The organism is Sphingomonas sp. DMC6 (assembly GCF_056314225.1).
In genome coordinates this window covers 18,379-43,672 of the sequence record NZ_JBQUYT010000010.1, presented here as the reverse complement: position 1 = coordinate 43,672, position 25,294 = coordinate 18,379, and the positions used below count along the sequence as shown (strand labels likewise).

General features: G+C 66.0%; 25 protein-coding genes. 7 read left to right on the top strand and 18 right to left on the bottom strand.

Annotated elements, in window-relative coordinates; genetic code table 11:
* Nucleotides 1-40 precede the first annotated feature (40 nt).
* Both ACT53M_RS17820 and ACT53M_RS17815 read left to right on the top strand, forming a co-directional pair.
* On the top strand, nucleotides 41-472 hold the full coding sequence (locus ACT53M_RS17820) for a hypothetical protein (protein ID WP_476235095.1): 432 nt from the start codon (nucleotides 41-43) through the stop codon (nucleotides 470-472).
* A gap of 21 nt (nucleotides 473-493) precedes the next feature.
* Nucleotides 494-955, top strand: coding sequence for a MarR family winged helix-turn-helix transcriptional regulator (locus ACT53M_RS17815; RefSeq protein WP_476235094.1), 462 nt, complete (start codon nucleotides 494-496; stop codon nucleotides 953-955).
* A gap of 230 nt (nucleotides 956-1,185) precedes the next feature.
* On the opposite strand, the gene fucP is transcribed toward ACT53M_RS17815, so the two are convergent.
* From fucP to ACT53M_RS17795, 4 genes are read right to left on the bottom strand one after another with little or no spacing between them, the layout of a single operon-like run.
* Nucleotides 1,186-2,448, bottom strand: a complete 1,263-nt coding sequence (gene fucP / locus ACT53M_RS17810; RefSeq protein WP_476235093.1) for an L-fucose:H+ symporter permease — start codon at nucleotides 2,446-2,448, stop codon at nucleotides 1,186-1,188.
* A 36-nt stretch (nucleotides 2,449-2,484) separates the two neighbouring features.
* On the bottom strand, nucleotides 2,485-3,252 hold the full coding sequence (locus ACT53M_RS17805; RefSeq protein ID WP_476235091.1) for an L-fucose dehydrogenase: 768 nt from the start codon (nucleotides 3,250-3,252) through the stop codon (nucleotides 2,485-2,487).
* The gene (locus tag ACT53M_RS17800; RefSeq protein WP_476235089.1) at nucleotides 3,249-4,529 is read right to left on the bottom strand and encodes an L-fuconate dehydratase; all 1,281 of its coding nucleotides are present in this window, start codon (nucleotides 4,527-4,529) and stop codon (nucleotides 3,249-3,251) included. Before ACT53M_RS17800 ends, ACT53M_RS17805 begins: the two co-directional genes overlap by 4 nt.
* A 52-nt stretch (nucleotides 4,530-4,581) precedes the next feature.
* Entirely contained in the window at nucleotides 4,582-5,322 is a 741-nt protein-coding gene (locus ACT53M_RS17795) for an SDR family oxidoreductase (RefSeq protein ID WP_476235087.1), read from the bottom strand.
* Nucleotides 5,323-5,446: 124 nt separating this feature from the next.
* Between ACT53M_RS17795 and ACT53M_RS17790 the strand changes: the two genes are divergently transcribed.
* Entirely contained in the window at nucleotides 5,447-6,304 is an 858-nt protein-coding gene (locus ACT53M_RS17790; RefSeq protein ID WP_476235086.1) for an IclR family transcriptional regulator, read from the top strand.
* A 16-nt stretch (nucleotides 6,305-6,320) separates the two neighbouring features.
* Here ACT53M_RS17790 and ACT53M_RS17785 read toward each other — a convergent pair whose 3' ends face one another.
* Nucleotides 6,321-7,301 carry an alpha/beta hydrolase gene (locus tag ACT53M_RS17785; RefSeq protein WP_476235085.1) on the bottom strand — a complete coding sequence of 327 codons (981 nt, stop codon included), beginning with the start codon at nucleotides 7,299-7,301 and terminating at the stop codon, nucleotides 6,321-6,323.
* Between the two features lie 227 nt (nucleotides 7,302-7,528).
* Between ACT53M_RS17785 and ACT53M_RS17780 the strand changes: the two genes are divergently transcribed.
* Both ACT53M_RS17780 and ACT53M_RS17775 read left to right on the top strand, forming a co-directional pair.
* Nucleotides 7,529-10,399: a glycoside hydrolase family 31 protein gene (locus tag ACT53M_RS17780; protein WP_476235084.1), complete on the top strand. Its 2,871-nt coding sequence runs from the start codon at nucleotides 7,529-7,531 to the stop codon at nucleotides 10,397-10,399.
* A gap of 2 nt (nucleotides 10,400-10,401) precedes the next feature.
* Complete coding sequence (locus tag ACT53M_RS17775; RefSeq protein WP_476235082.1) at nucleotides 10,402-12,018, top strand: alpha-L-fucosidase; 1,617 nt, start codon at nucleotides 10,402-10,404, stop codon at nucleotides 12,016-12,018.
* Nucleotides 12,019-12,028: 10 nt separating this feature from the next.
* On the opposite strand, the gene ACT53M_RS17770 is transcribed toward ACT53M_RS17775, so the two are convergent.
* Nucleotides 12,029-12,652, bottom strand: coding sequence for a DNA-3-methyladenine glycosylase family protein (locus ACT53M_RS17770; RefSeq protein WP_476235080.1), 624 nt, complete (start codon nucleotides 12,650-12,652; stop codon nucleotides 12,029-12,031).
* Nucleotides 12,653-12,715: 63 nt separating this feature from the next.
* Here ACT53M_RS17770 and ACT53M_RS17765 point away from each other — a divergent pair, with 63 nt between their 5' ends.
* Entirely contained in the window at nucleotides 12,716-13,033 is a 318-nt protein-coding gene (locus ACT53M_RS17765; RefSeq protein ID WP_476226810.1) for a 2Fe-2S iron-sulfur cluster-binding protein, read from the top strand.
* Between the two features lie 18 nt (nucleotides 13,034-13,051).
* Here ACT53M_RS17765 and tgt read toward each other — a convergent pair whose 3' ends face one another.
* From tgt to ACT53M_RS17715, 10 genes are all read right to left on the bottom strand, one after another.
* A complete protein-coding gene (gene tgt, locus ACT53M_RS17760) occupies nucleotides 13,052-14,182 on the bottom strand; it encodes a tRNA guanosine(34) transglycosylase Tgt (RefSeq protein ID WP_476235078.1) in 1,131 nt (376 codons plus the stop codon).
* 58 nt (nucleotides 14,183-14,240) lie between these two features.
* A complete protein-coding gene (locus ACT53M_RS17755) occupies nucleotides 14,241-14,915 on the bottom strand; it encodes an HAD hydrolase-like protein (RefSeq protein WP_476235076.1) in 675 nt (224 codons plus the stop codon).
* Nucleotides 14,908-15,840 (bottom strand): cation diffusion facilitator family transporter, encoded by a 933-nt coding sequence (locus ACT53M_RS17750; RefSeq protein WP_476235074.1) that lies wholly within the window; start codon nucleotides 15,838-15,840, stop codon nucleotides 14,908-14,910. The genes ACT53M_RS17755 and ACT53M_RS17750 overlap by 8 nt, the downstream gene beginning before the upstream one ends.
* Nucleotides 15,841-15,894: 54 nt before the next feature.
* On the bottom strand, nucleotides 15,895-16,419 hold the full coding sequence (locus ACT53M_RS17745; RefSeq protein WP_476235073.1) for an EF-hand domain-containing protein: 525 nt from the start codon (nucleotides 16,417-16,419) through the stop codon (nucleotides 15,895-15,897).
* A gap of 123 nt (nucleotides 16,420-16,542) precedes the next feature.
* Complete coding sequence (locus ACT53M_RS17740) at nucleotides 16,543-18,060, bottom strand: oligosaccharide flippase family protein (RefSeq protein ID WP_476235072.1); 1,518 nt, start codon at nucleotides 18,058-18,060, stop codon at nucleotides 16,543-16,545.
* 150 nt (nucleotides 18,061-18,210) lie between these two features.
* The gene (queA, locus tag ACT53M_RS17735; protein ID WP_476235070.1) at nucleotides 18,211-19,245 is read right to left on the bottom strand and encodes a tRNA preQ1(34) S-adenosylmethionine ribosyltransferase-isomerase QueA; all 1,035 of its coding nucleotides are present in this window, start codon (nucleotides 19,243-19,245) and stop codon (nucleotides 18,211-18,213) included.
* 16 nt (nucleotides 19,246-19,261) lie between these two features.
* Complete coding sequence (locus tag ACT53M_RS17730) at nucleotides 19,262-20,023, bottom strand: peptidylprolyl isomerase (RefSeq protein WP_476235069.1); 762 nt, start codon at nucleotides 20,021-20,023, stop codon at nucleotides 19,262-19,264.
* 84 nt (nucleotides 20,024-20,107) lie between these two features.
* Nucleotides 20,108-20,617 (bottom strand): pantetheine-phosphate adenylyltransferase, encoded by a 510-nt coding sequence (gene coaD / locus ACT53M_RS17725; protein WP_476235068.1) that lies wholly within the window; start codon nucleotides 20,615-20,617, stop codon nucleotides 20,108-20,110.
* A gap of 11 nt (nucleotides 20,618-20,628) precedes the next feature.
* Complete coding sequence (locus tag ACT53M_RS17720; RefSeq protein WP_476235067.1) at nucleotides 20,629-21,588, bottom strand: polyprenyl synthetase family protein; 960 nt, start codon at nucleotides 21,586-21,588, stop codon at nucleotides 20,629-20,631.
* Nucleotides 21,542-21,787 carry an exodeoxyribonuclease VII small subunit gene (locus tag ACT53M_RS17715; RefSeq protein WP_476235065.1) on the bottom strand — a complete coding sequence of 82 codons (246 nt, stop codon included), beginning with the start codon at nucleotides 21,785-21,787 and terminating at the stop codon, nucleotides 21,542-21,544. Before ACT53M_RS17715 ends, ACT53M_RS17720 begins: the two co-directional genes overlap by 47 nt.
* A 129-nt stretch (nucleotides 21,788-21,916) precedes the next feature.
* Between ACT53M_RS17715 and ACT53M_RS17710 the strand changes: the two genes are divergently transcribed.
* The gene (locus ACT53M_RS17710) at nucleotides 21,917-23,299 is read left to right on the top strand and encodes an NAD-dependent succinate-semialdehyde dehydrogenase (RefSeq protein ID WP_476235063.1); all 1,383 of its coding nucleotides are present in this window, start codon (nucleotides 21,917-21,919) and stop codon (nucleotides 23,297-23,299) included.
* A gap of 51 nt (nucleotides 23,300-23,350) precedes the next feature.
* Here ACT53M_RS17710 and ACT53M_RS17705 read toward each other — a convergent pair whose 3' ends face one another.
* Nucleotides 23,351-25,030 carry an AMP-binding protein gene (locus ACT53M_RS17705; RefSeq protein WP_476235062.1) on the bottom strand — a complete coding sequence of 560 codons (1,680 nt, stop codon included), beginning with the start codon at nucleotides 25,028-25,030 and terminating at the stop codon, nucleotides 23,351-23,353.
* 49 nt (nucleotides 25,031-25,079) lie between these two features.
* On the bottom strand, nucleotides 25,080-25,283 hold the full coding sequence (locus ACT53M_RS17700; protein ID WP_476235060.1) for a hypothetical protein: 204 nt from the start codon (nucleotides 25,281-25,283) through the stop codon (nucleotides 25,080-25,082).
* Nucleotides 25,284-25,294: the final 11 nt, after the last annotated feature.

The window sequence follows — 25,294 nt, the reverse complement described above, 5'->3', positions numbered from 1 at the left end:
CGGTTGACAGTGGGGCAGGTACCTGCATCCGGAGCTACTGATGCGTGTCCTGGTTTATCTCACCTTGCTGCTGGTCTGTTGTTCCTACGCGCTCCTGAAAGGGGGCGCACCGGAACGCTGGGGCGTGGTCATTCTCATCACGGCGGTGGTCGCATCGCACTTCGTGCCGTCTGCGGGCGAGGTGCGATTCCAGAATCTCGAGACCGGCTTGATGCTGGTCGATCTGGTGATGTTCGTCGCGGTGACGGTATTGGCGCTGCGGGCGCAGCGTTACTGGCCAATGTGGATGGCAGCGATTGTGCTCGACACGCTCATCACGCACCTGCTGATGCTCAGTCCCAAGCTGATGCCTTTCTCCTATTCGGTCATGGCTGCGGCGTGGAGTTATCCAAAGCCGCTCATCCTGGCCTATGCCACGCTGCGGCATCGGGAACGCATCCGGCAATATGGCGAGGACCCGGCCTGGTCCTGACGGCAGTGGGAGGGCATCTGCATGGGTGACTTGCGGCCCGCCGACCCCGAGCAGAGCGAACTGCACGAGATAGCTGATCTGCTGGCCGTGGCGCGGCAGCGGTTGCTTGCCCGCAACCAGCCGCTGCACGCGCGGGTGGTAGAGGCAGTATATCGCGCCCGGCGCATCCGCGACGCAGCCTTTGGCGCGGACGCGGCTATCTTTGGCGAACCCGCCTGGGACATTCTGCTCGATCTTTATCTGGCCGAACTGGCGGAGCGCCGCCTGTCGGTTTCCAGCGCCTGTATCGGCGCCAATGTCCCCACCACCACCGCGATGCGGCATCTCGCAATATTGGAAGCCCATGGCCTGGTGGAGCGTTCGCGCGATGCGCAGGATGGCCGCCGCTCGTTCGTCGGGCTCACCGAGCGCGGACGCAGGGCGATGGACGGCTGGGTCGAGCGGATGCTGCGAACCATCGGCAACATCACCGACCGTGGCTGACGGGCCGGCCGGGGCGGGCACGCCCTACCGTCGCCCGCTTATACCAGCTTGCATGGATGTCGGCGCACCCCGGTCGCAAGCGCTTCACCAGCCGTAACCCCGGCGAAAGCCAGGAGCCGTTCGCCCCTCATTATCGGCAAGAGCTGACAGCCAGACCCCAGCCGACCCCAGCTTTCGCCGGGGCGACGCTTCGCGGAGCAGCGAGGGGGGCTTATCAACGCAATGTGGTATCAGTCTGCGGGCGCGTTTCGACGCGCCGCCATGGCAAAGGCCAGCACCACCAGAAAGCCGATGCCCGGCACCAGCAGGGCGCGGTTGATTCCCGCAAGATCCGAAATCCGCCCCATCGCCGCAGTAATCGCCGCGCCGCCAATGATCGCCATGACGATCAGCGAGGCGCCGATCTGCTTCAGCGGTCCCAGCCGCTCAATTCCGATGGCGAAGATGGTGGGGAACTGGATCGACATGAAGAAGCTGGCCGCGACCAGCGCATAAATGCCGAACAGCCCGCCGACGAATATGGCCAGCGCAGTGAGCACCGCCGCGATGCCCGCGAACAGCGCCAGCAGATACGGCGCCGACACCCGGCCCAGCAACGCGGCGCCGACGAAGCGGCCGATGCCGAACAATACCAGGCTGGCGAACAGATAATCGGCCGCCGCACGGTCGGTCAGGCCGGGCAGGTTGGCCTGGGCATAGCGGATGGTGAAGCTCCACAGTCCGACTTGCGCGCCGACATAGAAGAACTGCGCCACCACGGCGAAGACCAGCGCCGGTTCGCGCAGCACGACGCGGATCGCCGATGCCCCGCCCATCGGCGCGGCCTCCTCGTGCTTTGCCGGCGCCGGAAAGGCGATCAGCGCCGCAGCGATGGCGAAGCCCAGCACGACCAGGCCGATCGCGAGATAAGGCCCCTGCACCGATGCCAGCTCGCCCCGCAGCGTGGCGGTGCGCTCGGCGGCCGACATTGCAGCGAGCGCGTGATCGTCCTGCGCGAAACTCGACAGAATGAAATATTTGCCGATCAGCACGCCGAAGATCGTGCCGAGCGGATTGGCCGCCTGGGCGAAGTTCAGCCGGCGCGCCGCGCCTTCGGGGCTGCCCAGCTCGGCGATCAGCGGGCTGGCCGAGGTCTCGAGAAAGGCGAGGCCGCAGGCGATGACGAACAGCGCCGCCAGGAACCAGCGATATTCGCCGAAATGCGTCGCCGGATAGAAGAGCAGCGCCCCCAGCGCATAGAGTGACAGCCCGGTGACGATCGCCGCCTTGTACCCACGCCGTCGCGCGAGCAGCGCCGCCGGCGTCGCGAGCAGGAAATAGCCGAGATAAAAGGCCTGCTGAACGAAACTGGTCTCGAAATCGCTGAGCGTGAAGGCGCGGCGGAAATGCGCGATCAGAATGTCGTTCAGGTTGTTCGCCATCCCCCACAGGAAGAACAGCGAAACCGTGAGGATGATGGCGGGCGTGTAGCGTCGGGCGGCCTTGCTGGCCATGATGTCCTCTCCTTGGTCCGATGCGCGTTGGCGCGCTTATTCGATGGCGCGGTCGAGATGCGTGTAGCCGCCGTCGACGAACAGCCACTGGCCGGTGGTGTGGCTCGCCCGGTCGGACAGCAGGAACAGCGCGGTGTCGGCAATTTCTTCCGGCGTGGTGAAGCGGTGGCCCAGCGGCACGCGGCGTTCGATCTCCGCGCGGCGCGCGACCGGATCGTCAAAGCTCTTCAGCCATTCGGCATAAGCGGGCGTGCCCACTTCGGCGGGCATGATGGCGTTCACCCGGATGCCGTCGCCGCGCAGCGCCACCGCCCATTCGCGCGTCAGCGCCAGCACCGCACCCTTGGCGGCGGCATAGGCGCTGGTATGGCCCTGGCCGGTGATCGCGGTCTTCGAGGCGACATTGACGATCGCGCCGCGTGCCGCCTGCAGATGGGGCAGGGCGGCGCGGGCCATGCCGTAATAATGGACCAGATTGATGTCGAGCGAGGCGCGGAACTCGGCCGGTGTCGCCTCGAACCCCAGATTGTCGTTGCGGCCGGCATTGTTGACCAGCCCGTCGATGCGGCCCCAACGCGCCACCACCGCCTCGACGGCGGCGACCACGGCATCGTCCTCGGCCAGTTCGCAGCCGTGGAACAGCCAGTCGGTGCCCAGCTGCGCCACCAGATCGGGCGGCGGCACCTCGCGTGAGACGATGGCGGGCAGGGCGCCTTCGCGCGCCAGCCCGGCGGCAATGGCAGCGCCGATCCCCGACGAACCGCCGGTGACGATCACGACCTTGCCGGCGAGGCCCAGATTCATGCGCCGAACCGGAAGGCGGCGAGCGTCTCGGGCTTCATCTCGATCGAATAGCCGGGGCGCTGCGGCGGCATATAGGCGGCGTCGCGGATCACGCAGGGATCGAGGAAATGCTCGTGCAGATGATCCACATATTCGATCACGCGATCCTCCATCGTGCCTGCAAAGCACAGATAGTCGATCATCGACAAGTGCTGGACATATTCGCACAACCCCACGCCGCCGGCATGCGGGCAGACCGGCAGAGTATAGCGCGCCGCCAGCAGCAGGATCGCCAGCGCTTCGTTGACGCCGCCGATGCGGCAGGCATCGAGCTGGACCACGTCGATCGCGCCCAGCGCCATGAACTGTTTGAAGAGGATGCGGTTCTGGCACATCTCGCCGGTCGCGACCTGCACCTTGCCGATGCCGTCGCGGATCGCCTTGTGGCCCAGCACATCGTCGGGGCTGGTAGGCTCCTCGATGAACCAGGGATTGGCGAAGGCGAGGGCGTTGACCCATTCGATCGCCTGGCCGACTTCCCACACCTGATTGGCGTCGATCATCAGCTTGCGGTTTGGGCCGAGCACATCGCGGGCGATGCGCACGCGGCGAATGTCGTCCGCCAGATCGCGACCGACCTTCAGCTTGATATGGTGGAAGCCGGCATCGACGGCCTCCTGCGCCAGCCTGCGCAGCTTTTCGTCCGGATAGCCGAGCCAGCCGGCTGAGGTGGTGTAGCAGGGATAGCCATCGGCCTTCAGCGTCGCGACGCGCGCCGCCTTGCCCTCGGCACGCGCGGTGAGCAGGGCCAGCGCTTCCTCGGGCGTGATCGCGTCGGTCAGGTAGCGGAAGTCGATCGCGCGGACGAGCTGCTCGGGCGTCATGTCGGCGACGAGCTGCCATACCGGCTTGCCTTCGGCCTTGGCCCACAGATCCCAGATAGCGTTGACGACCGCGCCGGTGGCGAGGTGCATCGCGCCCTTGTCCGGGCCGATCCAGCGGAGCTGGCTGTCGCCGGTCAGGTGTCGCCACATCCGCCCGGCATCCTCGGCGATCCAGGCGAGGTCCAGCCCCACGACCAGATGCCGCATCGCCTCGATCGCGGCGATGCACACTTCATTGCCGCGGCCGATGGTGAAGGTGAGGCCGTGCCCCTCCAATCCCGGGACATCCGTCTCCAGCACGACATAGGCCGCCGAATAGTCCGGGTCCGGGTTCATCGCGTCCGACCCGTCGAGCGAGGCGCTGGTCGGGAAGCGCAGGTCGACCGTGCGCAGGCCGGTGATGCGGGCGGTCATTGCCGCCGGGGCGGCTGCGGCCGCGGGGGAAAACACTGTCATAACGGGGCTTTCAGTTGACCCAGCCACCATCGATCACATGGACCGCACCGGTGGTGAAGGCAGCTTCGTCGCTGGCAAGATAGGTGATGAGGGCGGCGATTTCGTCTTCCTGGCCCAACCGGCCCATCGGCTGGCGGGCGACGAAGGCGGCATGTGCCTCCGCGACGGTGATTCCCTGCGCCGCGGCCTGATCGGCGACGCGCTGGCGCAGGCTGGGAGTGTCGACCGTGCCGGGGCACACCGCATTGCAGCGGATGCCGCGCGCGACAAAGTCTGCCGCGACCGATTTGGTCAGGCCAATTACCGCTGCCTTGCTGGCGCCATAGGCATAGCGATTGGGGATGCCCTTCACGCTCGAGGCAATCGACGACATGTTGACGATCGCCCCGCCGCCTTTTTCGAGCATCGCCGGCAGGAAGGCGCCGATCATGCGGTGCATGGCATGGACGTTAAGGTCGAAGGACAAGTGCCAGTCGGCATCGGTGCCGTCGAGGATCGACCCCGCCGCGACGAAACCGGCGATGTTGGCCAGAATGTCGACCGGCCCGATCCGCGCCGGCAAAGCGGCGATCGCGTCTCCGTCGAGCAGGTCGATCACCACCGGCTCCACGCCTTCCAGCGCGGCCAGTGCTTCCGCATCGCGGTCGAGCCCGAAAACCCGTGCCCCTTCGTCGCGCAGTCGCAATGCAGTCGCCCGGCCAATACCATGCGCAGCGGCCGTGACCACCGCGATCTTGCTGTCAAAACGCATCCGCTCCCCTTTCATTGCTTTCATCAGTCAAAGTAACTTTCGTTGCAAGCGATTTGCGCCTAATTTCACTGGCGAGATGCGATTGGCATGACAAAAACGGCTAATGCCGCTAAGCACAGGTCATATGGGTAAAAAGCCGACAGTCGAAGGAGAGCCCGCCCGGCAGCCGGTCTATGCCGCGCCGGCGCTGGAAAAGGGAATCGATGTGCTGGAACTGCTCAGCACCGAGCCGGTAGGCCTGACGATCAGCGAGATCGCGCAGCGGCTGGGACGCTCGATCAGCGAGCTGTTCCGGATCATCGTCGTGCTCGATCGCCGTGGCTGGCTGCACAAGGAGCCGGCGAGCGACCGCTATCGCGTCACCTATCGCCTGCTGGAAATCGCCCATCGCGCAACGCCGGCGCAGGAACTCACCCATGTCGCCACCCAGCCGATGCACCTGCTGGCGGCGGCAACGCAGCAATCCTGCCATCTGGTGGTCGTCAATGGCACGCACGGGCTGATCGTCGCGCGGCAGGAAAGCCCCGGCGCCACCGGCTTTGCGGTGCGGCTGGGTACCGAGATCGACCTGCGCACCAGTTGTTCGGGCCATGTGCTTCTGGCCTTCATGGAGGAAGAGCGGCGCAGCGGCTTGTTCCCCAAGTCGCTGCCGGCAGCGCTGCACGCCCGGTTCGACGCCATTCGGGCGCAAGGGTATGAATCGATTCCCAGTGCGCGGATCACGGCCGTTTCGGACATCAGTTGCCCGGTATTCGGCTTCGACGGCCATGTCGTCGCGGCGCTGACCATTCCGTTTCTGGCTGCGATCGACGATGCGCCGCATGTCTCCGAAGACGAGGCACTGGCGCTGCTCAAGCAGACGGCCGCGACCATCTCCGGCGCGCTGGGCTGGTTCGACCGGGCCGAGGCGCCGGTCGTGCCCAGCCTGTCGGTGGCCGCACCCGCGCGCCGCCGCCGCGCCCCGGCGCGCGAACGGGCCTGATTCCCGCGCGAGGGCGTCAGCCCGGCATCACCCCGTGCCGGCGGGCATAGGCGGTGAAAAGGGTAGGCCAGGCCGATGCTGGTGCAGTCTTCGGCAGGCGCACGCCGAAACCGTGTCCGCCCAGGTCGAAAGCGTGCAGTTCGGCGGGGCGGCGGGCCGTGAGCGTCGCCTGATATAGCACAAGGCTGTTGGCGATCGGCACCAGCCCGTCGTCGCTCGCATGGACCAGAAACAGCGGCGGCGTATCGGCGGAAACGCGGTTCTCGAGCGAGGCGGCGGCAAGCGCCTTGGGGTCGGCCCCCGGCCCGAACAGATGGTCGCGCGAGCCGCCATGGCTGAAAGGCTGGGCCAGCGTGACCACCGGGTAGATCAGCCCGGCCAGATCGGGCCGCGCGGAAAGCCGGTCGGCGGCGTCGACGGGCGTGTAGGCCGCCTCGGCATGGCGGGTGGCGAGGCTGCCGGTCAGATGCCCGCCGGCCGAAAAGCCCAGCACTGCCACCTGCGCCGGGTTCACGCCATATCGGGGCGCATGGTGGCGGATCAGCCGGATGCCGCGCTGCGCATCGGCCAGCGGCACGGTGGCGCGGTTCGCCCAGCCTTCAGCGGGCAGGCGATAGCTGAGAATGAAGGCCGTGACGCCCAGCGCATTCAGCCAGCGCGCCTGTTCCTCGCCTTCATTGTCCCAGGACAGAAAGCCATAGCCGCCGCCGGGCACCAGCATCACGGCGCTGCCATTGGGGTTGGCGGCGCGGCGTATCGTTAGCGTCGGCACGTCGATGCCGGTCAGCCAGCGATCGTTGAAGCCCGGATCCTTGGAGCGCTGTTCGGTCGCGGGCGTCGGCAGCGTGGCCGGCGCGCCCGGCGCCCGGCCCGGCCAGAGCGGCAATACCGCGTCGCCGGCCGCTGGTGTCCGCGCGCGCGATGGCATTGCCGCGGCGAGGCCGGCGCCCGCCGCCCCGGCGAGCATGGTGCGGCGGCTGAAATTCTGCATGGCCATGATTTTCCTCTCCTCGTCCCCGACGCTTGCTGCGTTTGGGTTGCATGGCGGCGGCCGAAAGTAAATTTCCGGCCACCGGTTCCATTCGCATTTTGGTAGCGCTAACCTTCCGCGTGACAAGACGTGAAATGCCAGGGGCAGAGGATGAAGATCCGTAGCGGCGGCGCCGCTGCGAGCCGCCTTTCCTGCTCCGCTGCGATAAACAAGAACGGGCAGGAGAGACGGGCATGACCAAGGTGTGGATCGCGGCGCTGCTGGCGGGCAGCGCGATGGGCGCGGCGCAGGCAACCGAAGACCATGGCTATAGCCGCACGGCCGACGGGGTGGTGGTGACGCCGACCGGCGGCAGTATGTCCCGCGTGCAGGTGTCGGTCCATGGCGACGGCATCTTCCACATCGTGGCCATGCCCAAGGGGCTGGAGAATGCCGCGCTCGCCCCCAGCCTGATGGCGCCCGACCCGCCTGCGCCCGGCGCGTTCGAAGTGAGCAGCGCGAACGGCCATGTGCTGGTGAAGGCAGCGCGCGCCACCGCCGATATCGAGATCGCCACCGGTCGGGTGCGCTTTACCGACGCGAAGGGCCGCGAGCTGCTCGCCGAATCGGGCGCGGCAACCTTCCGGCCGGTGTCGGTGGAGGGCAAGCCGTTCGTCACCGTCAGCCAGCAGTTCAATCGCGGCACCGACGAGGGACTGTACGGCCTGGGGCAGCACCAGAACGCCCAGATGAATTACAATGGCGAGGACGTCGAACTCGCCCAGCACAATATGGATATCGCCGTGCCGTTCGTCGTCTCGACGCGCGGCTACGGCCTGCTGTGGGACAATCCCGGCATCAGCCGGTTCGGCAATCCCCGGCCCTACACGCCGGTGGGCGAGGACATGAAAGTGACCAGCGACGGCAAGCCGGGCTGGAAGGCGGAATATTTCCTCGGCGGCACGCTGGCCGTGGCGCGGCAGGAAACGACTATCGATTACCAGTATATCAAGGACCAGAAGAACTGGCCGGAAGCGGCCAAGGCGAAGACGGTGGCTGCCAGCGGCGGGCAGAACCCCGCCGGCAATGCCGTGCAGAAACAGACCGTGGTGTGGACCGGCGAATTGCAGCCGGAAGTGGCCGGCACACACAAGTTCCAGCTCTATGCCTCCAGCTATTTCAAGCTCTATGCCGATGGCCGGCTGGTGCTCGATCGGTGGCGGCAGAACTGGAACCCCTGGTACACCAATTTCGACTTGCCGATGGTGAAGGGCAAGCCGGTCAAGATCCGCATCGAATGGGCGCCGAACAACGGCTATATGGCGCTGCTCCACAATGATCCGCTGCCGGGGCAGGACCGCCATTCGGTCTGGTTCACCAGCGAAGTGGCGCAGGCCAAGAATTACTGGTTCGTACCCGCCGAGAATATGGACGGCGCGATTGCCGGCTATCGCCAGATTACCGGCAAGGCCGAGATGATGCCCAAATGGGCCTATGGCTTCTGGCAGTCGCGCCAGCGCTACGACACCGCCGCCGAGGTGACCGGCGTGGTGGAGAAATATCGTTCGCTGAACATCCCGCTCGACAATATCGTGCTCGACTGGCGCTACTGGCGCGACGACGCCTGGGGCAGCCACGATTTCGATCCCACGCGCTTCGCCGACCCGAAGGCAATGATCGACAAGGTGCACGATCTGCACGCGAACTTCATGATCTCGGTCTGGCCGAAATTCTACCCGACGACGGAGAACTACAAGGAACTGGCCGCCGCGGGGGCTGCCTATCAGGGCAATCTGCGCCAGGGGAACAGGGACTGGGTGGGGCCAGGTTTCCAGAGCACCTTCTACGATCCCTATTCGGCCGAGGGGCGGCGCATCTTCTGGCGGCAGGTGCAGGCGAAGCTGGGCGTGATCGGCACCGATGCGTGGTGGGCCGATGCCAGCGAACCCGACATGCACTCGAACCTGTCGATCGCCGAGCGGATCGACACGATGGGACCGACGGCGATCGGCCCGGCGGCGCAATATTTCAACAGCTATCCGCTGATGAACGCACGCGCCTTTTTTGACGGCTGGCGCGCCTTCAAGCCCGATGTGCGTCCGTTCCTGCTGACCCGTTCGGGCTTTGCCGGGCTGCAGCGCTATGGTGCGGCGGTGTGGTCGGGCGATGTGGCGAGCCGCTGGTATGATCTGCGCGCGCAGATTTCCGCTGGCGTGAATGCCTCGATGTCGGGCCTGCCCAACTGGACTCACGATATTGGCGGCTTCGCGCTCGAGGACCGCTATTCGGTGAAGAACCCGAAGCCGGAAGACGTGGCCGAATGGCGCGAGCTCAACCTGCGCTGGTTCCAGTTCGGCGCGTTCAGCCCGCTGTTCCGCAGCCATGGCGAGTTCCCGTATCGCGAGATCTACGAGATTTCGCCCGAGGGCTCGCCGATGCGAGGATCGATGGTGTGGTACGACCAGCTCCGGTATCGGCTGATGCCCTATATCTACACGCTGGGCGCCGATACCTATATGAAGGACGGCAGCATCATGCGGGGCATGGCGATGGACTTCCCCGCCGATGGCAAGGCGCGGACCATCAACGACCAGTATCTGTTCGGCGACGCCTTTCTGGTTGCGCCGGTGACCGAGTACAAGGCGCGCAGCCGGGTGGTCTATTTCCCCGGCACCGGCACCTGGTACGATTTCTATTCCGCCAAACCCTATCGCGGCGGCACGTTCGCAGGCGTGGCGGCACCGGCCGAACGGATGCCGCTGTTCGTGCGGGCCGGCGCGATCGTGCCGATGGGGCCAGTGACGCAATATGTCGACCAGGCGCCCGACGCGCCGCTGACGATCACCGTCTATACCGGCGCGAACGGCAGCTTCTCGCTCTACGAGGACGATGGCCGCAGCGAGCAATATAAGGCGGGGGCGTTCAGCCGCATCCCGATGGTCTGGGACGAGAAGGCAGGCACGCTGACGATCGGCGCGCGCGAGGGCAAGGGCTGGCCAGGCATGGCGGCGGCGCGCAGCTTCCGGGTGAAATGGGTGAGCGCCGGTAAGCCCGTGAACGACGACAATGGCTTTGATGCCGAAGTGCGGTATCAAGGTGGTCCTGTCGTGGTTCAGCGGAGGTAATAATGATCGGATCAGGGTGGCGGCGGCGCGGGGTTCTGGCGGGGCTGGCGGCGATGCCGGCAATTGCGCGGGCGCAGGCAGTGGCCGATGGTCCGGTGCAGGCCAACTGGCCGTCGTTGGTCGCGCATTACCGCTACCCCGATTGGTTCCGCGATGCGAAGTTCGGCATCTGGTCGCACTGGGGGCCGCAGGCCGTGCCCGAACAGGGCGACTGGTACGGACGGCTGATGTACATGCAGGGCCATCACGTCTCCGATTTCCATCGCAAGACCTATGGCCACCCCGCCGATGTCGGCTTCATGGAAGTCCAGAATCGCTGGACCGCCGCCAACTGGGATCCCGAAGCGCTGATGCAGCGCTATGTGAAGGCCGGTGCGAAGTATTTCGTGTCGCTGGCCTGCCATCACGACAATTTCGATTGCTATGACAGCGCGCATCACCCGTGGAACAGCACGCGGATCGGGCCGAAGCGCGACGTGGTCGGCACCTGGGCGAAGGTGGCCCGCGCGCACGGGCTCCGCTTCGGCGTGTCCAACCATGCGGCGCATGCCTGGCACTGGTTTCAGACCGCCTATGCCTATGATGCCGAAGGGCCGCGCAAGGGCGAGCGTTATGACGCCTTCCGCCTGACCAAGGCCGACGGCGTCGGCAAATGGTGGGAAGGGCTGGACCCGCAACTGCTCTACACCGGCAAGCACCTGCCCGCGCCCGACGGCCTCGATACGGTCGCGGCGATGCAGAAGTGGCAGGACGACAATACCGGCCAGTGGATGGAGCATGGCCCGGCCGAAGATCCCGGCTATGCAACACGCTGGCTGCGTCGCCAGATCGACCTGGTCAGCAAATATCAGCCCGATCTTTGCTATTTCGACGATTATGAACTGCCCTTCGGCCCGGTGGGGCTGGCGGCGGCGGCGGACTATTACAACCGCTCGATTGCCTGGCACGGCAAGATTGACGTGGTGCTCAACGCCAAGCAGCTGAAGCCTTATGCCCGGTTCGGGCTGGTGCAGGACGTCGAGCGCGGCTTTGCCGACCATCTGTGGGACGAGCCGTGGCAGACCGATACCTGCCTGGGCGACTGGTTCTACAAGCGCAGCCTGTTCACCGAAAAGCGCTACAAATCGGCGAACGACGTGCTCACGCGACTGGCCGACGTGATTTCGAAGAACGGCAATCTGCTGCTGTCGGTGCCGCAGCGCGGCGACGGCACCATCGATGCCGAGGAAGAGAAGATCCTCGACGATCTCACCGCCTGGATGGCAGTGAACAGCGAAGCGGTATTCGGCAGCCGCCCGTGGCGTCGCTATGGCGAGGGGCCGACGCAGCTCACGGCCGGGATGATGAACGAAGGCGCGTTCAAGGGCTTCGCCGAAGGCGATGTCCGCTTCACCGCCAAGGGCGGGGCGCTCTACTTGTTCTGCCTCAAGGCGCCCGAGCACCCGCTGACGGTGCAGGCGCTCGCCGGCCATGGCCAGGGGCGGGTGGCGCGGGCGCGGCTGCTGGGCGGCGGCGACGTGCCCTTCCACCAGAGCGCGAAGGGCCTCACCCTCACGTTGCCGCGCGGACTGGGCACGGTGCCGGTGGTCAAGCTGGAGGGGCCGGGGCTGGTCGCCTGACAGGCTCGCCTCAGATCGCGCCCTTGATCATCCCGTAATGGTGCCAGGCGAAGATCGCTGCCGCACCGCGATGGGGGCGCCAGGCCTCGGACCAGAGGCGCGTCTGTTTTTCGCTCGGCCGTTCGGGGTGGCCGAGCAGGCGGCCGATCTCGATCTGCACGGCCAGGTCGCCTGCCGGCCAGATGTCGGGCCTGCCTTCTGCGAACAGCAGATAGATTTCCGCCGACCAGCGGCCGATGCCCTTGATGGCGGTGAGGCCGGCAATCGCTTCCTCATCGTCTGCCGGCAGCGCGGCGAGGTCCAACCTGCCGCTCGTCACTTCCTCGGCCAGGCTGCGGGCATAGCCGATCTTCTGGCGCGACAGGCCGGCGGCGCGCAGCGTGTCGTCGTCGACTGCCGCCAGCGCGTTCGGATCGTCGATCCTCCCCAGTGCGGCCTCCAATTTATTCCATATGGACTGGGCGGCGGCAACGCTCACCTGCTGGCCGATGATCGTGCGCAGCAGCGTGGCATAGCCCCGCGCGCGGATTCGCGGCTCGGGATAGCCCGCCCGCGCCAACCCGGCGGCAAAGCCGGGTTCGATGGCGGCGAGGGCATCCAGCGATGCTTTCAGCTGTTCGGCGCTCAGTCCCATGCGGTGTGTCCTTGAACTGGCGCCGGATCGGCGGCATGGACCGCCCGGCAAAAGGAGAATGCGATGCCCCAGCTTATCGTCGTCACGCGGGATGGAACAGAGCGTACGGTCACAGGTGAGGCAGGCCTCAGCGTGATGGAAGTCATCCGCGACAACGGCTTTGACGAACTGCTGGCACTGTGCGGCGGTTGCTGCAGCTGTGCCACCTGCCATGTTCATGTCGACCCGGAATTTGCGGACAAACTCCCGAAGATGAGCATGGACGAGGACGATCTGCTCGACAGCTCGGCCGATCGCGATGCGACTTCGCGGCTGTCGTGCCAGCTGCGCTTTACCGAAGAACTCGACGGTCTGCGCGTGCGCATCGCCGCCGAGGATTGATGGCCCGGGGCGTGGCGCTCAGCCCGCCCCGCCATAATAAAGCGCGCGGAAATTGTTGGCGAAGGCGGTCAGCCGCCCTTCCTCGATTGCCGCGCGCAGATCGGCCATCAGCGTCTGGTAGAACCAGAGATTATGCTCGGTCATCAGCATCGCGCCCAGGATCTCCCCGGCGCGGACAAGGTGATGGAGATAGGCGCGGCTCCACTGCGCACAGACCGGGCAGGGGCATGCCGGATCGAGCGGCCCCTGGTCCTCGGCGAATTTCGCGTTGCGGATGTTGATCGGCCCGCCGCGCGTGAACGCCTGACCCGTGCGGCCGGAGCGGGTCGGCAGCACGCAATCGAACATGTCGATGCCGCGTTCGATCGCGCCGACAATGTCGTCGGGCTTGCCGACGCCCATCAGGTAGCGCGGCTTGCTTTCGTCGAGCTGGCCCGGGGCATAGTCGAGCACGCCGAACATCGCCTCCTGGCCTTCGCCGACCGCCAGGCCACCCACGGCGTAGCCGTCAAAGCCGATGTCCTTCAGCGCGTCTGCGCTCGCCTTGCGGAGCCCTTCGTCGAGTGCCCCCTGCTGGATGCCGAACAGGGCGGCGCGGGCGGCATGTTCCTCGCCCGAATCGAAGCCGGCGCGGCTGCGCTTCGCCCAGCGCATCGACCGTTCCATCGCCCTGGCCTGCACCTCGCGGGTGGAGGTGGTCGGCACCAGCTCGTCGAACGCCATGACGATGTCGGAGCCGAGCAGCCGCTGGATTTCCATCGAGCGTTCCGGACTCATCATGTGGCGCGAGCCATCGAGGTGCGACGCGAAGGCGACGCCCTCCTCGCTGCGCTTGGTGAGTTCGGACAGGCTCATCACCTGATAGCCACCCGAATCGGTGAGGATCGGCCGGTCCCAGCCCATGAATTTGTGGAGGCCCCCCAGCCGGGCGACGCGCTCGGCGGTCGGGCGCAGCATCAGGTGATAGGTGTTGCCGAGCAATATGTCGGCGCCGCTCGCGCGCACGTCCTGCGGTTTCACGGCCTTTACGGTGGCGGCGGTGCCAACCGGCATGAAGGCGGGGGTACGGATCTCGCCGCGCTGCATGGCAATGGTGCCGCGGCGCGCCTTGCCGTCGGTGGCGTGGATGGTGAACTGAAAACGGGGCATGTCGCGCTATTGGCGCGGTTTCGGCGCCAAGCCAAGCGGTGAGGGGCTGCTCGCCCGCTCAGCGGTGCGCGGCGACATAGTCCAATATGTCCTGCGGCGTGCGGAACAGCACATCGGGGCCGGTGGCTGCCAGCACTTCCTCGGCAGCATAGCCCCAGAGCACCGATCCGGCGCGCATGCCCACCTCGCGTGCGGCCTCGACATCGCGCGTCTCGTCGCCGATCGCCAGCGCCGCATGGGGCGGCACACCCAGCCTGCGCAGCACACGGCGGAACTTCGGCGCCTTGCCGAACAGCGACGATCCGCAGGCGAAACACTCAATCTGCGCGGCGTGACGCGGCCCCAGGATCGCGCGGGCATTGGCTTCCGAATTGGACGTGACCAGCGCCAGCCGCACACCGGTGGCAACCAGCCGTTCGAGCAGATCGGTGGTGCCGGGAAACAGCTCGATCCGGTGGGTTTCGCGGCTCACCAGCTTGCGCGTGTAGCGGGCGATCCATGGCATTTTCCAGGCCGGAATGCCCAGATAGGCGATCACTTCGCGCGAACTCTTGCGGCGAAGCAGTTCCACTTCCTGCGGTGCTACACGGCGAAAGCGGAAGCGGTCTGCCAGATGATCGACCACCGATAGAAACCAGTCGCCGCTGTCGGACAAGGTGCCGTCGAAATCAAAAATGACGAGGTCCACGCCCGACTGCACACCAGTCCGGGTCTGGACAGCCGCCTCAGCCATGGGTTCCGTGCAGTCGGCAGGCCGCGCCGTCGCCAAGTTCGATCTGGACCGTACAGTGATCGATGCGGAAATCGTGCGACAACTGGTGCTGCAACTCGCTCAGAAACGCATCGCCCGGATGGCCGCCCGGCATCACGAGATGTGCCGTGAGTGCCGCTTCGGTGGTGCTCATCGGCCAGATATGCAGATCATGGACGCGCTCCACCCCCGGCAGGTCCAGCAGCATGGCCTCCACCCGGTCGCTGTCGATATGGTCCGGCACGGCCTGCAGCGCCATGGTGAGCGATTCCCTGAGCAGGCCCCAGGTGCCCCACAGGATCACCAGCACCACCAGCAGGCTGACCGCCGGATCGATCCAGCGCAGGCCGGTCCACCAGATTACGGCGCCGGCTGCGACTACAGCAGCAGAAATGCCCGCATCGGCGGCCATGTGCAGGTAGGCGCCGCGAATGTTGATGTCCGTGTGCCGCCCGCGCGCGAACAGCAGCGCGGTGCCGAGATTGACGACGATACCCACGCCGGCCACCAGCATCACCGGCACGGCCGCGACGGCCGGCGGATGCGACAGCCGCTCGATCGCCTCCAGCGCAATCGCGCCGATCGCGACGAGCAGCAGCAGCGCATTGGCCAGCGCCGCCAGAATCGAGGAGCCGCCTAGGCCATAGGTGAAGCGAGAGGTGGCGGGGCGCTTGCCCAGCTCGGCGCCGACCCAGGCGATCAGCAGGCCCAGCACGTCGGACAGGTTGTGCCCGGCATCGGCTAGCAGCGCCATCGAATCGAACCAGATGCCCGCCCCGCCTTCAATCACCACAAAGGCAAGGTTCAGCGCAGTGCCGATCGCGAAGGCGCGGCCGAAATCGGCCGGGGCGTGCGAATGCCCGTGGCTGTGGCCGTGGTGGTGGTGATGGTCGTGGTGCGCGGACATTGCAGCCTTCTTAGCGGTCGGAACTTGCACGAGGCTAGCCCGATGCGATGGAATTCAGCGTCGGCCCTTGCGGCGGCCGTCCATCAGGCTGGAAGCGGGCGGGCGGATCGTCACCAGTTCGCGTCGTTCGACTACCCCGTCTTTGTTTTTGTCGAACCGCGTCCAGAGCAGGTCGAAGCGGGCGGCGAGTTCATCGAAGGTGATATGGTTGTCGCCGTCGCGATCCACTTCGAACGGGCTGGGCAGGGTGTTGCGGTCGCCCATCCAGCGTTCGGACCAGTCCGAATAGGCGATATAGTCGATCCAGCCCTTGTGCGCGGTATCGATGCTGTCGAAGCTGTGGCGCAGTCCTGCGTCGAATTCGGCGCGCGTGACCTTGGCGTCACCATTGGCGTCAAATGCGGCGATCATCATCGCCACCGGCTCGGCGATCACCGTCGCAGCCGGCTGACCGACCGTGACAGGCGTAATCGGGTTGCCGCCCGCATCGCCTCCGGGGCGGCTATGGTCCTGGGCCGCGGCCGGTGCGGCGGCGAGGAGAGCAAGCGGCAGCAAAGACAGGCGCATCCTGGACCTCATTCTTTTCGGCAAGCGCAGCGCGGGGTGCCGTGGCGTTGGAGGCGGCGTTTGCCGCTCTTCTCTGCCGTATCGTCGCTGGGCGTGCCGCGCCAGCCCCAAGATGCCTGTGCGTGTCCGGGTGGTTCAGCCGATCGCGGCACGCGGACGAAGCCGGCCGAACAGCGCCTTCGCCACCGCCAGCAGCTTTGCCTCAGGCCCGGCGGGGCGCCCCGCCACCACCCAGAGCAGAATGAGGCAAGCGATATAAACCGCCAGCCCGATCACCGCACAGACACAGAGCCCGCAGAACAGCGGGAAGGTGCCAAGGCCCACCAGTTCACCCCGGATCGCGAGCAACGTTGCAGCCAGCACGGCGCCGGAAACCAGGGGGCGGATGCACTGCGCCATCTGGCGGAGGACAGGGACGCCGATCAGCTGCTTGACGATCAGCAGCGAGCGAAGCGTCAGCGCGAGCGTCGTCAATGCACGCGCGGCGATCACGCCATAAATGCCCCAGTAGAGGGCGCCGAGCGTCACCAGCGGAAGCTTGATGAAAAATTCCGACGCGCTCAGCCAGACCCAGACATGTGGGCGGCGCAAGGCAGTGGCGAGCGATCCCAGCGGCGCCGTGAGGGGCGGCAGGATCAGCGTAAGGCACAGCCATTGCATCGGTTGTGCGACGCTCTGCCATTTCGGGCCGAAAGCGACGGCCACAGCGGCATCCGACAGGAAACCAAGCCCCACCATCGCAGGTGTGCCCACCGCCAGCAATCCTACGCTCGACAGCATATAGGCGGCCCGCAGCCGTTCCGCGTCGTGCGTTACTAGGTTGAACGCCGACAGCAGCGGGCCGTAGATCGGCTGAATGAGCGATTGTTCCGGCAGCCCGGACAAGTCGCTGGCCAGCGTGAAGGCGCCCAGGTCGTGCGCCGGAATCAGGCGCCCGAGGACAAGCTTTTCATATTGCCAATTGACCGCCGCGAAGACTTGCGCCGCCGTGGTCCAGGCGAAGAAGCCGGCGAACACCGGCCATTCCGACAGGCTGAGGCGAGGCCTATACGGGGCCACTACAAAGGAAGCGAGGCCGGAAATTGCCGGCCCCGCGATGCTGGCGCATGCAATCGCCCAGTAGCTTCTGGTCTCCCAGGCGACCGCGCCGGCAATCAACAGTGCACCGGTTTTCCCGATGATCGAAAGCAGGACGTCCTTTTTGAAATTCAATTGCTGACGGAATTTCGAAAGCACGGGGCTGCGGACGCTGCGAAACCAGGGCGTGAAGCTTATCACGGCGATCAACCCCAGCAGTCGAGGATCGCCATAAAAATGGGCAATGGGTGCTGCGGCCAGCAGCAGCAGAACGGTAACCACCAGCCCGCGCAGCAGCGAGATGGTGAATGCCGTATCGAGATGTGCGCGCGTAATAGGACGCTGGCCGATCAGCACCTGATCGGTCGAAATCTCGAAAACTGTTTCGATGATCACCACGCAACTGAGCGCCAGCGCAACCAGACCGAAGTCACTGGGCGTGAGCAGGCGAGCCAAGATTAGTAGTGATAAAAAATCAATTAGTTTAACGGTTAGCTTACTGAATATCAGCCAAGCAGATCCCCCGGCGACATGCTTGGACAAACCTTTGACGTCGGCATTTTGGCTGGCGGGCATCGCGCTTCGGGCTCTTTTATCCGTCGGCCTGCATTTTGGAGGAAGTGTCGGCAGGCGCGTGGGACATAGATTGAAACTGCTTAATAGCAGCTTCCTTGCGACAAATGGACGAGCGAAGCAATCGGCGCTGTGGGCGTGCCGCGAGGACCGTCAGGGCCGGGTCGGCAACAGTAGCGATGAGTCGCCATAGCTGTAGAAGCGATAGCCGTTCTGAATGGCATGGGCATAGGCTGCCTGCATCCGCTCCAGCCCCATCAGTGCCGATACCAGCATGAACAGGGTGGAACGAGGCAGGTGGAAATTGGTCATCAGCCCGTCGACGCCCTTGAAACGATAGCCGGGGGTGATGAAGATCGCGGTGTCGCCTTCGAACGGGCGGATCACCCGGTCCTCCCCGGCCGCGCTTTCGAGCAGGCGCAGGCTGGTGGTGCCGACGGCGATGATCCTGCCGCCCGCCGCGCGCACGGCATTCAGCCGGTCGGCGGTGGCCTGGTCGATGCGGCCCCATTCGGCATGCATCTGGTGGTCGTCGGTATCCTCGGCCTTGACCGGCAGGAAGGTGCCGGCGCCGACATGTAGCGTCAGCGTGGTATGATTGATCCCGGCGGCTTCCAGCGCCGCCATCAGGCCGGGCGTGAAGTGCAGCGCCGCAGTGGGCGCGGCGACGGCGCCGGGCTCGGCGGCGAACATCGTCTGATAGTCTTCGGCGTCGCGTTCATCGGTCGGGCGCTTCGACGCGATATAGGGCGGCAGCGGCATCCGCCCGGCGCGTTCGAGCAGCAGCTCGACCGGCTCGTCGCCGGCGAAATCGAGCGCGAAGCTGCCGTCCGCCGCGCGGTCAGAGGCGATGGCTGTCACCCCCGCGCCGAAATCGATCGCGTCGCCTGCATCCAGTCGCTTGGCATTGCGGATAAAGGCGCGCCACCGGCGCGGCCCTTCGCGCTTGTGCAGCGTGGCGCCGATCCGCGCATTGCCGCGCGTGCCTTCGAGCTGGGCCGGGATCACGCGGGTGTTGTTGAACACCAGACAGTCGCCGGGGCGAAGCTGGTCCGCCAGATCGCGCACGATCGCATCGCGCGTCTCCGCTCCGTCCAGCACCAGCAGCCGTGCCGAATCGCGCGGGCTGGCGGGGCGCAGCGCGATCCGGTCGTTCGGCAGTTCGAAATCGAAAAGGTCGACGTTCACCGGGTACGGACCGGCGTCACTTCTTCTTCGGGGCCGGCTTGCGCGGGGCCGGCGCGGCCGGCGTCGTCGGCAGCAGTACCGGGGCTGCCGCAGGTGCCTGGGCGGGTGCCGCCGAATAGGGCGGCGGATTGTCCGACTGGATATAGGCGTGGAGGATCACGCTGGGGTGGGCGGGCGGCTCGCCGCGCTCGATCTTGTCGACCCATTCCATGCCGGAGACCACGCGGCCGAACACGGTATAATCATGGTCGAAGGTCAGCTTGGGCGCCATCATGATGAAGAACTGGCTGTTGGCGCTGTTCTCCGCCTCGGTCTTCTGTTCGGGCGTGGCGTTTTCCGGTGCACCGCGGCGCGCAGCGGAAACGGTGCCGCGCACATGCGGCAGCACGCTGAATTCGGCCGGGACGTTGGGCAGATCGGAATCGCCGGTGCCATCGCCCTTCGGGTCGCCGCCCTGGGCAATGTTATAGGGATCGTCGACCACGCGGTGGAAGGTCAGGCCATCATAGAAATGGCGACGGGTCAGCACCTTGATCCGCTCGACCATCTTCGGCGCGACATCCGGGCGCAGGCGGATCAGCACGCGGCCGCCGGTCGACAGGTCGAGCACCCAGGTATTTTCGGGATCGGCCGGCACCACGATCGGCGCGGCGCTGATCGTCGCGGAGACGCCCTTCAGCGGCTCGGCTTCCTTCTTCTGGGGGCCTCGCCCCTGCGCGAGTGCGGGTGTGATAAACAGGGTGGCGGCCAGGGCAGCCATGGCGGCAACGAAACGCATCAACTTCCCCACTCGGATCCAGGAACATGCCGGCTCTAGACCAAAGCCGGGGCGCCGCAAAGCCGCGACGTGTAACAGCAGATTTCAGCCGGTGCCCTTGCGGCCCAGCTCGTACACGCGGCGGCTGACATCGGCCTCCACCGTCGGCGTGACGAACTTGCGGATGGCGCCGCCATAGAGCGCGATTTCCTTCACCAGCCGGCTGGCGATCGGCTGCAGCGAGACATCGGCCATCAGGAAGACCGTCTCGATCCGGTCGTTGAGCTGCTGGTTCATGCCCGCCATCTGATATTCATATTCGAAATCGGCGACCGCGCGCAGGCCGCGCACGATGATGCTAGCATGTTCGCGCTCGGCAAAGTCCATCAGCAGCGAATCGAAGCTGACAACATCGATCTCGCCGGGAATCTCGGCGACTTCACGCTTCACCATCGCCAGCCGCTCCTCGATCGAGAACATCGGCGATTTGGAGGGGTTGGTCGTCACGCCGATCACCAGCCGGTCGACCAACTTGGCGCCGCGACGGATGATGTCCATGTGCCCGCGCGTGATCGGGTCGAACGTGCCGGGATAAACGCCGATACGGGGGTGCATGGCGGGTCTCCTCAGCGGTCGCGTTCGAGGGTGAAGCGGGCAATGTCGCGCAGCAGGTCCGCTTCCGGACCGAAGGTGTGGAGATGGGCGATCGCCTGGTCGACCAGCATCCGCGCCTGTTCGCGGGCGCGGTCGATGCCGAGCAGCGACAGGAAGGTTTCCTTGCCGCGTTCGCCGTCCTTTTGCAGCTTCTTGCCGACCAGCGCCTCGTCGCCCTCGGCATCGAGAATGTCGTCGGCGATCTGGAAGGCGAGGCCGACATCGCGGGCATAGCCGCGCAGGCCGGTGCGACCCTCGTGCGGCACTCGCCCGAGGATTGCACCGCTTTCAACCGCGCAACTGATCAGCGCGCCGGTCTTCATCGCCTGCAGCCGGGTGACGGTGGCGAGGTCGAAGCTCGCCTTTTCCGCTTCCAGATCCATCATCTGGCCGCCGGCCATGCCCGCCGGCCCGGCCGCACGCGCGAGTTCGGCCGAAAGCTCGATTCGCACGAACGGGTCAGGGTGCGTCGCTTCGTGGGCGAGAATCTCGAACGCCAGCGCATGCAGGCAGTCGCCGGCAAGGATCGCCGTCGCTTCGTCGAACGCCTTGTGCACGGTCGGTTTGCCGCGGCGCATATCGTCATCGTCCATCGCCGGCAGATCGTCATGGATCAGCGAATAGACATGGATGCATTCGATCGCGGTGCCCACCCGCGCGGCACAGGTGCGGTCGACGCCGAACAGCCGCGCCGTGGCGAACACCAGCAGCGGGCGCAGCCGCTTGCCGCCGCCGATCGCCGCGTGGCGCATCGCGCGGTACAGGCCTGCGCGCGGATCGTCGGGTATTGCGAGCAGGTGATCGAACTGGCTGTCGATCTCCGCCGCGACCTGGCGCAGCGCCGATTCGAGCGCGAGCGATGCGTGCGACACGCTCGCCACCGCCTCAGCCGGCCGCGAACGGGGCAGTGCCGGCGGCACGCCCTTCGGCATCGGTGCGGATCGCTTCGATCCGGGCCTGGGCAGTATCCAGCCGGGCGGCGCATTGCCGGCGCAACCGGTCGCCGCGCTCATAGAGGTCGATGGCCTCCTGCAGCTGTGCCTCGCCGCTTTCGAGACGGGCAACGATCCGTTCGAGCTCCTTCAGGGCCTCTTCGAACGAGAGTCCGGCAATATCCGCTTCCTCAACCATGGTCCCGCTATGCGGCAGGCGGGGGGGCGATGGCAACCGGGGACTGGCGATCAAATACCAGTGTACAATTGCGCGGAGGGCACCAGCTTCCTAGCTGCCGCGTTGGGCGCGACAAAGGAGACCCACGGGATGTTCGCAATCATCAATCCGGCAACCGGCGACATTATCGAGCGAATCGCTGAACTCGACGATGCCGGGATCGAGGCGGCGCTGGCCCGGGCGGCGAAGGGTTATCGCCACTGGCGCGCAACGTCGGTTTCCGAGCGCACCGCCTTGCTGTCCGCCATTGCCGACCAGTGGGAGGCGCGGAAGCAGGAACTGGCCGAAACTGCCGTGCGCGAAATGGGCAAGACGATCACCGGCGCGCTTGCCGAAGTGGAAAAGTGCATCAGCGGCTTTCGCCATTATGCCGATGTCGGGCCGTCCTATCTCGAACCCACCCGGGTCAAGACGCCGACCGGCCATGCGGAGGCGCGCTGGCTGCCGCTGGGGCCGGTGCTGGCGGTGATGCCGTGGAATTTCCCCTATTGGCAGGTCGTCCGCTTCCTCGCGCCGACGATTTTGGCGGGCAATGTCGGCCTGCTGAAGCACGCCTCCGGCGTGCAGCGCTGCGCCGCGCTGATCGAGGAACTGGCGACCGCTGCCGGTGCGCCGGAAGGGCTGTTCCAGAACCTGCCGATCCGGTCGGACAAGGTGGAGGCGATCATCGCGGACAAGCGCGTGGTGGCCGTCACGCTCACCGGCAGCGAAGGCGCGGGCGCCAAGGTAGCGCAGGCGGCCGGCCGGGCGCTGAAGAAAGTGGTGCTCGAACTGGGCGGCTCCGATCCGTTCATCGTCATGCCCTCGGCCGATCTAGAAAAGGCCGCGAGCACGGCCGTGACCGCGCGCGTCCAGAATGCCGGGCAAAGCTGCATCTGCGCCAAGCGGATGATCGTCCATGCCGATGTCTATGACGCCTTTCTCGAAAAGTTTGTGGCCGGCATGCGGACTGTGGCGATAGGCGATCCGATGGACAAGGCGACCGGCATGGGTCCGCTGTCGAGCGTGCAGCAGCGCGATACCGTGCTCGAACAGGTTGCGCGTGCCACCGCAGCGGGGGCGCGGCTGGTGACGGGCGCCGAAAAGATCGAGCGGCCCGGAGCATGGATGACGCCCGGCGTCCTGACCGATCTCGACCCCGAAAGCGATGTCGCGAAGGAGGAAATCTTCGGCCCGGTCGCCGCCGTCTATCGCGTCGCGAATATCGATGACGCCATCGCGCTGGCCAACGACGTGCCCTATGGCCTCGGCTCGTCGGTGTGGACGAACGATGCCGGGGAAGTTGAGCGCTTCGCCCGCGACATCGAATCGGGGATGACCGCGGTGAACGCGCTGCTTGCCTCGACCCCCGAGGCGCCGTTCGGCGGTGTGAAGCTATCCGGCCATGGCCGCGAACTGGGGCCATGGGGGCTGCACGAGTTCATGAACCTGAAGGCGGTGATGTTCGGCGCGGGCAACAAGCCGGGCGATTGAGGGAGTAGTTATACGCCCTCCCCTCCCTGAAAGGGAGGGGAGCGATGAGGCTCACCGCCCGGCCTTCACCTCCGCCAGCAAGTCCTTGCGGCTCAGCTTGCCCACCATCGTCTTGGGCAGGCTGTCGCGGATCACCACTTCGGCGACGCGCTCATGCTTGCCGAGCTGGCGGTTGAGCCAGGTGCACATCTCGACCGCGTCGGCATGCTGCCCTTCGGCCAGCGTGACATAGGCGTGCGGCAGTTCGCCGTGATAGGCGTCCGGCAGGCCTAGCACGAGCGCCTCCTTCACCGCCGGGTGCTGGTACAGCACCGCTTCGATCTGGCTGGGGAACACCTTGAACCCGCCGACGGCGATCATGTCCTTCAGCCGGTCGACGATGCGGATATAGCCATCCTCGTCGATCAGCCCGACATCGCCGGTGCGCAGCCAGTGGTCGTCGACAAAGACATGGGCATCGGCATCGGGCCGGTTCCAATAGCCTTTCATGATCTGCGGGCCGGACACGACGATCTCGCCCGGCTCTCCCGGCGGCGGCGGCCGCGTCGGGTCTTCCTTGTCGACCAGCCGCACGCGCGTCGCGGGGATGGGCTGGCCGATCGTGCCGGGCTTGTTCAGCCCCTCATAGGGGTTGGTCGACACCACGCCGGAGCTTTCGGACAGGCCATAGCCTTCGATCACCCGCGCACCGGTGGTCTTCTCCCAGTTCGTCTTGAGCTGTTCGGATAGCGGCGCACCGCCCGAAATGCAGAAACGCAGCGAGGAGAAGTCGGACGGCTTCATCCCCGGCGCGTCGAGCAGCGCCTGGTACATGGTCGGCACGCCGGGCAGCGAGCGCGGCCGGGTGCGCCGCAGCTCGGCCAGCGCCTGGCGGGCGTTGAAGCGCGGCAGCATCACGATCTCGCCGCCCGTCACGACAGTGCGGTTGAGCACGCAGGTGTTCGCAAAAACGTGGAAGAAGGGCAGGATGCCGAGGATCTTGTCCTTCTCCTTGCCCAGATCGGGGTCGAGCCCGGCCACTTGCCGCGCATTGGCCGACAGGTTCTGGTGTGTCAGCATCGCTCCCTTGGGCGTGCCGGTGGTGCCGCCGGTATACTGGATCAGCGCCAGATCATGCTCGGGGTCGATCTTCGGCGTGGCGCAGGTGCCGGCATTGGCGATCAGTTGCGAAAAGGCGAGAATGCGCGGATGATGCGGGCGCGGCGCGACTTCGCTGCTGCGAAACCAGCGATAGAAGAGCGACTTGGCAGGCGGCAGCGCCCCGGCGATCGAGCCGACCACCAGCCGTTCCAGACTGCTCTTTTCCAGCACCTTCAGCGCGGTGGGCAGCAATGCCGTCGCCGACAAAGTGAACAGCAGCCGGGTGCCTGAATCGGCGACCTGCGCCGCCAGCTCCTCGACGGTATAGAGCGGCGAGAAATTCACCACCGTCGCACCCAGTTTCAGGATGCCATAATAGGCGGCGACATAATGGGGCACGTTCGGCAGGAACAGGCCGATCCGGTCGCCCGGGCCATAGCCCAGCGAAGCCAGCCCGCACGCGACGCGGTTCGCGCCGTCCAGTGTCTCGCCATAGCTATAGGTGCGGCCCATGAAATCGAGCAGCGGGGCTTTGGGATGGGCGGTTGCACTCGCTTCGAACAGGTCCACCATGGACAGTGGCGGGAACGCCCGATCCCACTCTCCCGGATGCCTATAGGCGGTGCGCCATGCTTGCTCAGCGTCACTCATTGACAAAGATGTAAGCAGAGGCGCGGGCGCTGGCAAGCGGCCTGGAAGATTATTGGAGTTCGCGGCTCCACGTCACCAGCACCGAAATCGCCACGACCCCAAGATCGATTACAGCCTGTACGCGCTGGGGCGACAAGTCGCCCATGCGGTGCGTGAGGATCTGGATGTCGGCGCGGTGATGCGGTGCGGCCAGGGCAATCAGCCCCAGCGCGGCGCCACCGGCAAGCAACAGCTTTCTGATCCGACGCGCCAAGATACCGATCT

Coding starts and splice junctions, on each gene's coding strand:
- ACT53M_RS17720 (WP_476235067.1), bottom strand. CDS start 21,588: ATGCCGAAGGGCGTGCCGCCGGCACTGCCCCGTTCGCGGCCGGCTGAG.
- ACT53M_RS17815 (WP_476235094.1), top strand. CDS start 494: ATGGGTGACTTGCGGCCCGCCGACCCCGAGCAGAGCGAACTGCACGAG.
- ACT53M_RS17730 (WP_476235069.1), bottom strand. CDS start 20,023: ATGCGTTTCGTTGCCGCCATGGCTGCCCTGGCCGCCACCCTGTTTATC.
- ACT53M_RS17780 (WP_476235084.1), top strand. CDS start 7,529: ATGACCAAGGTGTGGATCGCGGCGCTGCTGGCGGGCAGCGCGATGGGC.
- ACT53M_RS17765 (WP_476226810.1), top strand. CDS start 12,716: ATGCCCCAGCTTATCGTCGTCACGCGGGATGGAACAGAGCGTACGGTC.
- ACT53M_RS17775 (WP_476235082.1), top strand. CDS start 10,402: ATGATCGGATCAGGGTGGCGGCGGCGCGGGGTTCTGGCGGGGCTGGCG.
- ACT53M_RS17755 (WP_476235076.1), bottom strand. CDS start 14,915: ATGGCTGAGGCGGCTGTCCAGACCCGGACTGGTGTGCAGTCGGGCGTG.
- ACT53M_RS17820 (WP_476235095.1), top strand. CDS start 41: ATGCGTGTCCTGGTTTATCTCACCTTGCTGCTGGTCTGTTGTTCCTAC.
- ACT53M_RS17705 (WP_476235062.1), bottom strand. CDS start 25,030: ATGAGTGACGCTGAGCAAGCATGGCGCACCGCCTATAGGCATCCGGGA.
- ACT53M_RS17790 (WP_476235086.1), top strand. CDS start 5,447: ATGGGTAAAAAGCCGACAGTCGAAGGAGAGCCCGCCCGGCAGCCGGTC.
- ACT53M_RS17715 (WP_476235065.1), bottom strand. CDS start 21,787: ATGGTTGAGGAAGCGGATATTGCCGGACTCTCGTTCGAAGAGGCCCTG.
- ACT53M_RS17805 (WP_476235091.1), bottom strand. CDS start 3,252: ATGAATCTGGGCCTCGCCGGCAAGGTCGTGATCGTCACCGGCGGTTCG.
- ACT53M_RS17785 (WP_476235085.1), bottom strand. CDS start 7,301: ATGGCCATGCAGAATTTCAGCCGCCGCACCATGCTCGCCGGGGCGGCG.
- ACT53M_RS17800 (WP_476235089.1), bottom strand. CDS start 4,529: ATGACCGCCCGCATCACCGGCCTGCGCACGGTCGACCTGCGCTTCCCG.
- coaD (WP_476235068.1), bottom strand. CDS start 20,617: ATGCACCCCCGTATCGGCGTTTATCCCGGCACGTTCGACCCGATCACG.
- ACT53M_RS17740 (WP_476235072.1), bottom strand. CDS start 18,060: ATGCCCGCCAGCCAAAATGCCGACGTCAAAGGTTTGTCCAAGCATGTC.
- ACT53M_RS17745 (WP_476235073.1), bottom strand. CDS start 16,419: ATGAGGTCCAGGATGCGCCTGTCTTTGCTGCCGCTTGCTCTCCTCGCC.
- ACT53M_RS17750 (WP_476235074.1), bottom strand. CDS start 15,840: ATGTCCGCGCACCACGACCATCACCACCACCACGGCCACAGCCACGGG.
- ACT53M_RS17710 (WP_476235063.1), top strand. CDS start 21,917: ATGTTCGCAATCATCAATCCGGCAACCGGCGACATTATCGAGCGAATC.
- fucP (WP_476235093.1), bottom strand. CDS start 2,448: ATGGCCAGCAAGGCCGCCCGACGCTACACGCCCGCCATCATCCTCACG.
- tgt (WP_476235078.1), bottom strand. CDS start 14,182: ATGCCCCGTTTTCAGTTCACCATCCACGCCACCGACGGCAAGGCGCGC.
- ACT53M_RS17795 (WP_476235087.1), bottom strand. CDS start 5,322: ATGCGTTTTGACAGCAAGATCGCGGTGGTCACGGCCGCTGCGCATGGT.
- ACT53M_RS17770 (WP_476235080.1), bottom strand. CDS start 12,652: ATGGGACTGAGCGCCGAACAGCTGAAAGCATCGCTGGATGCCCTCGCC.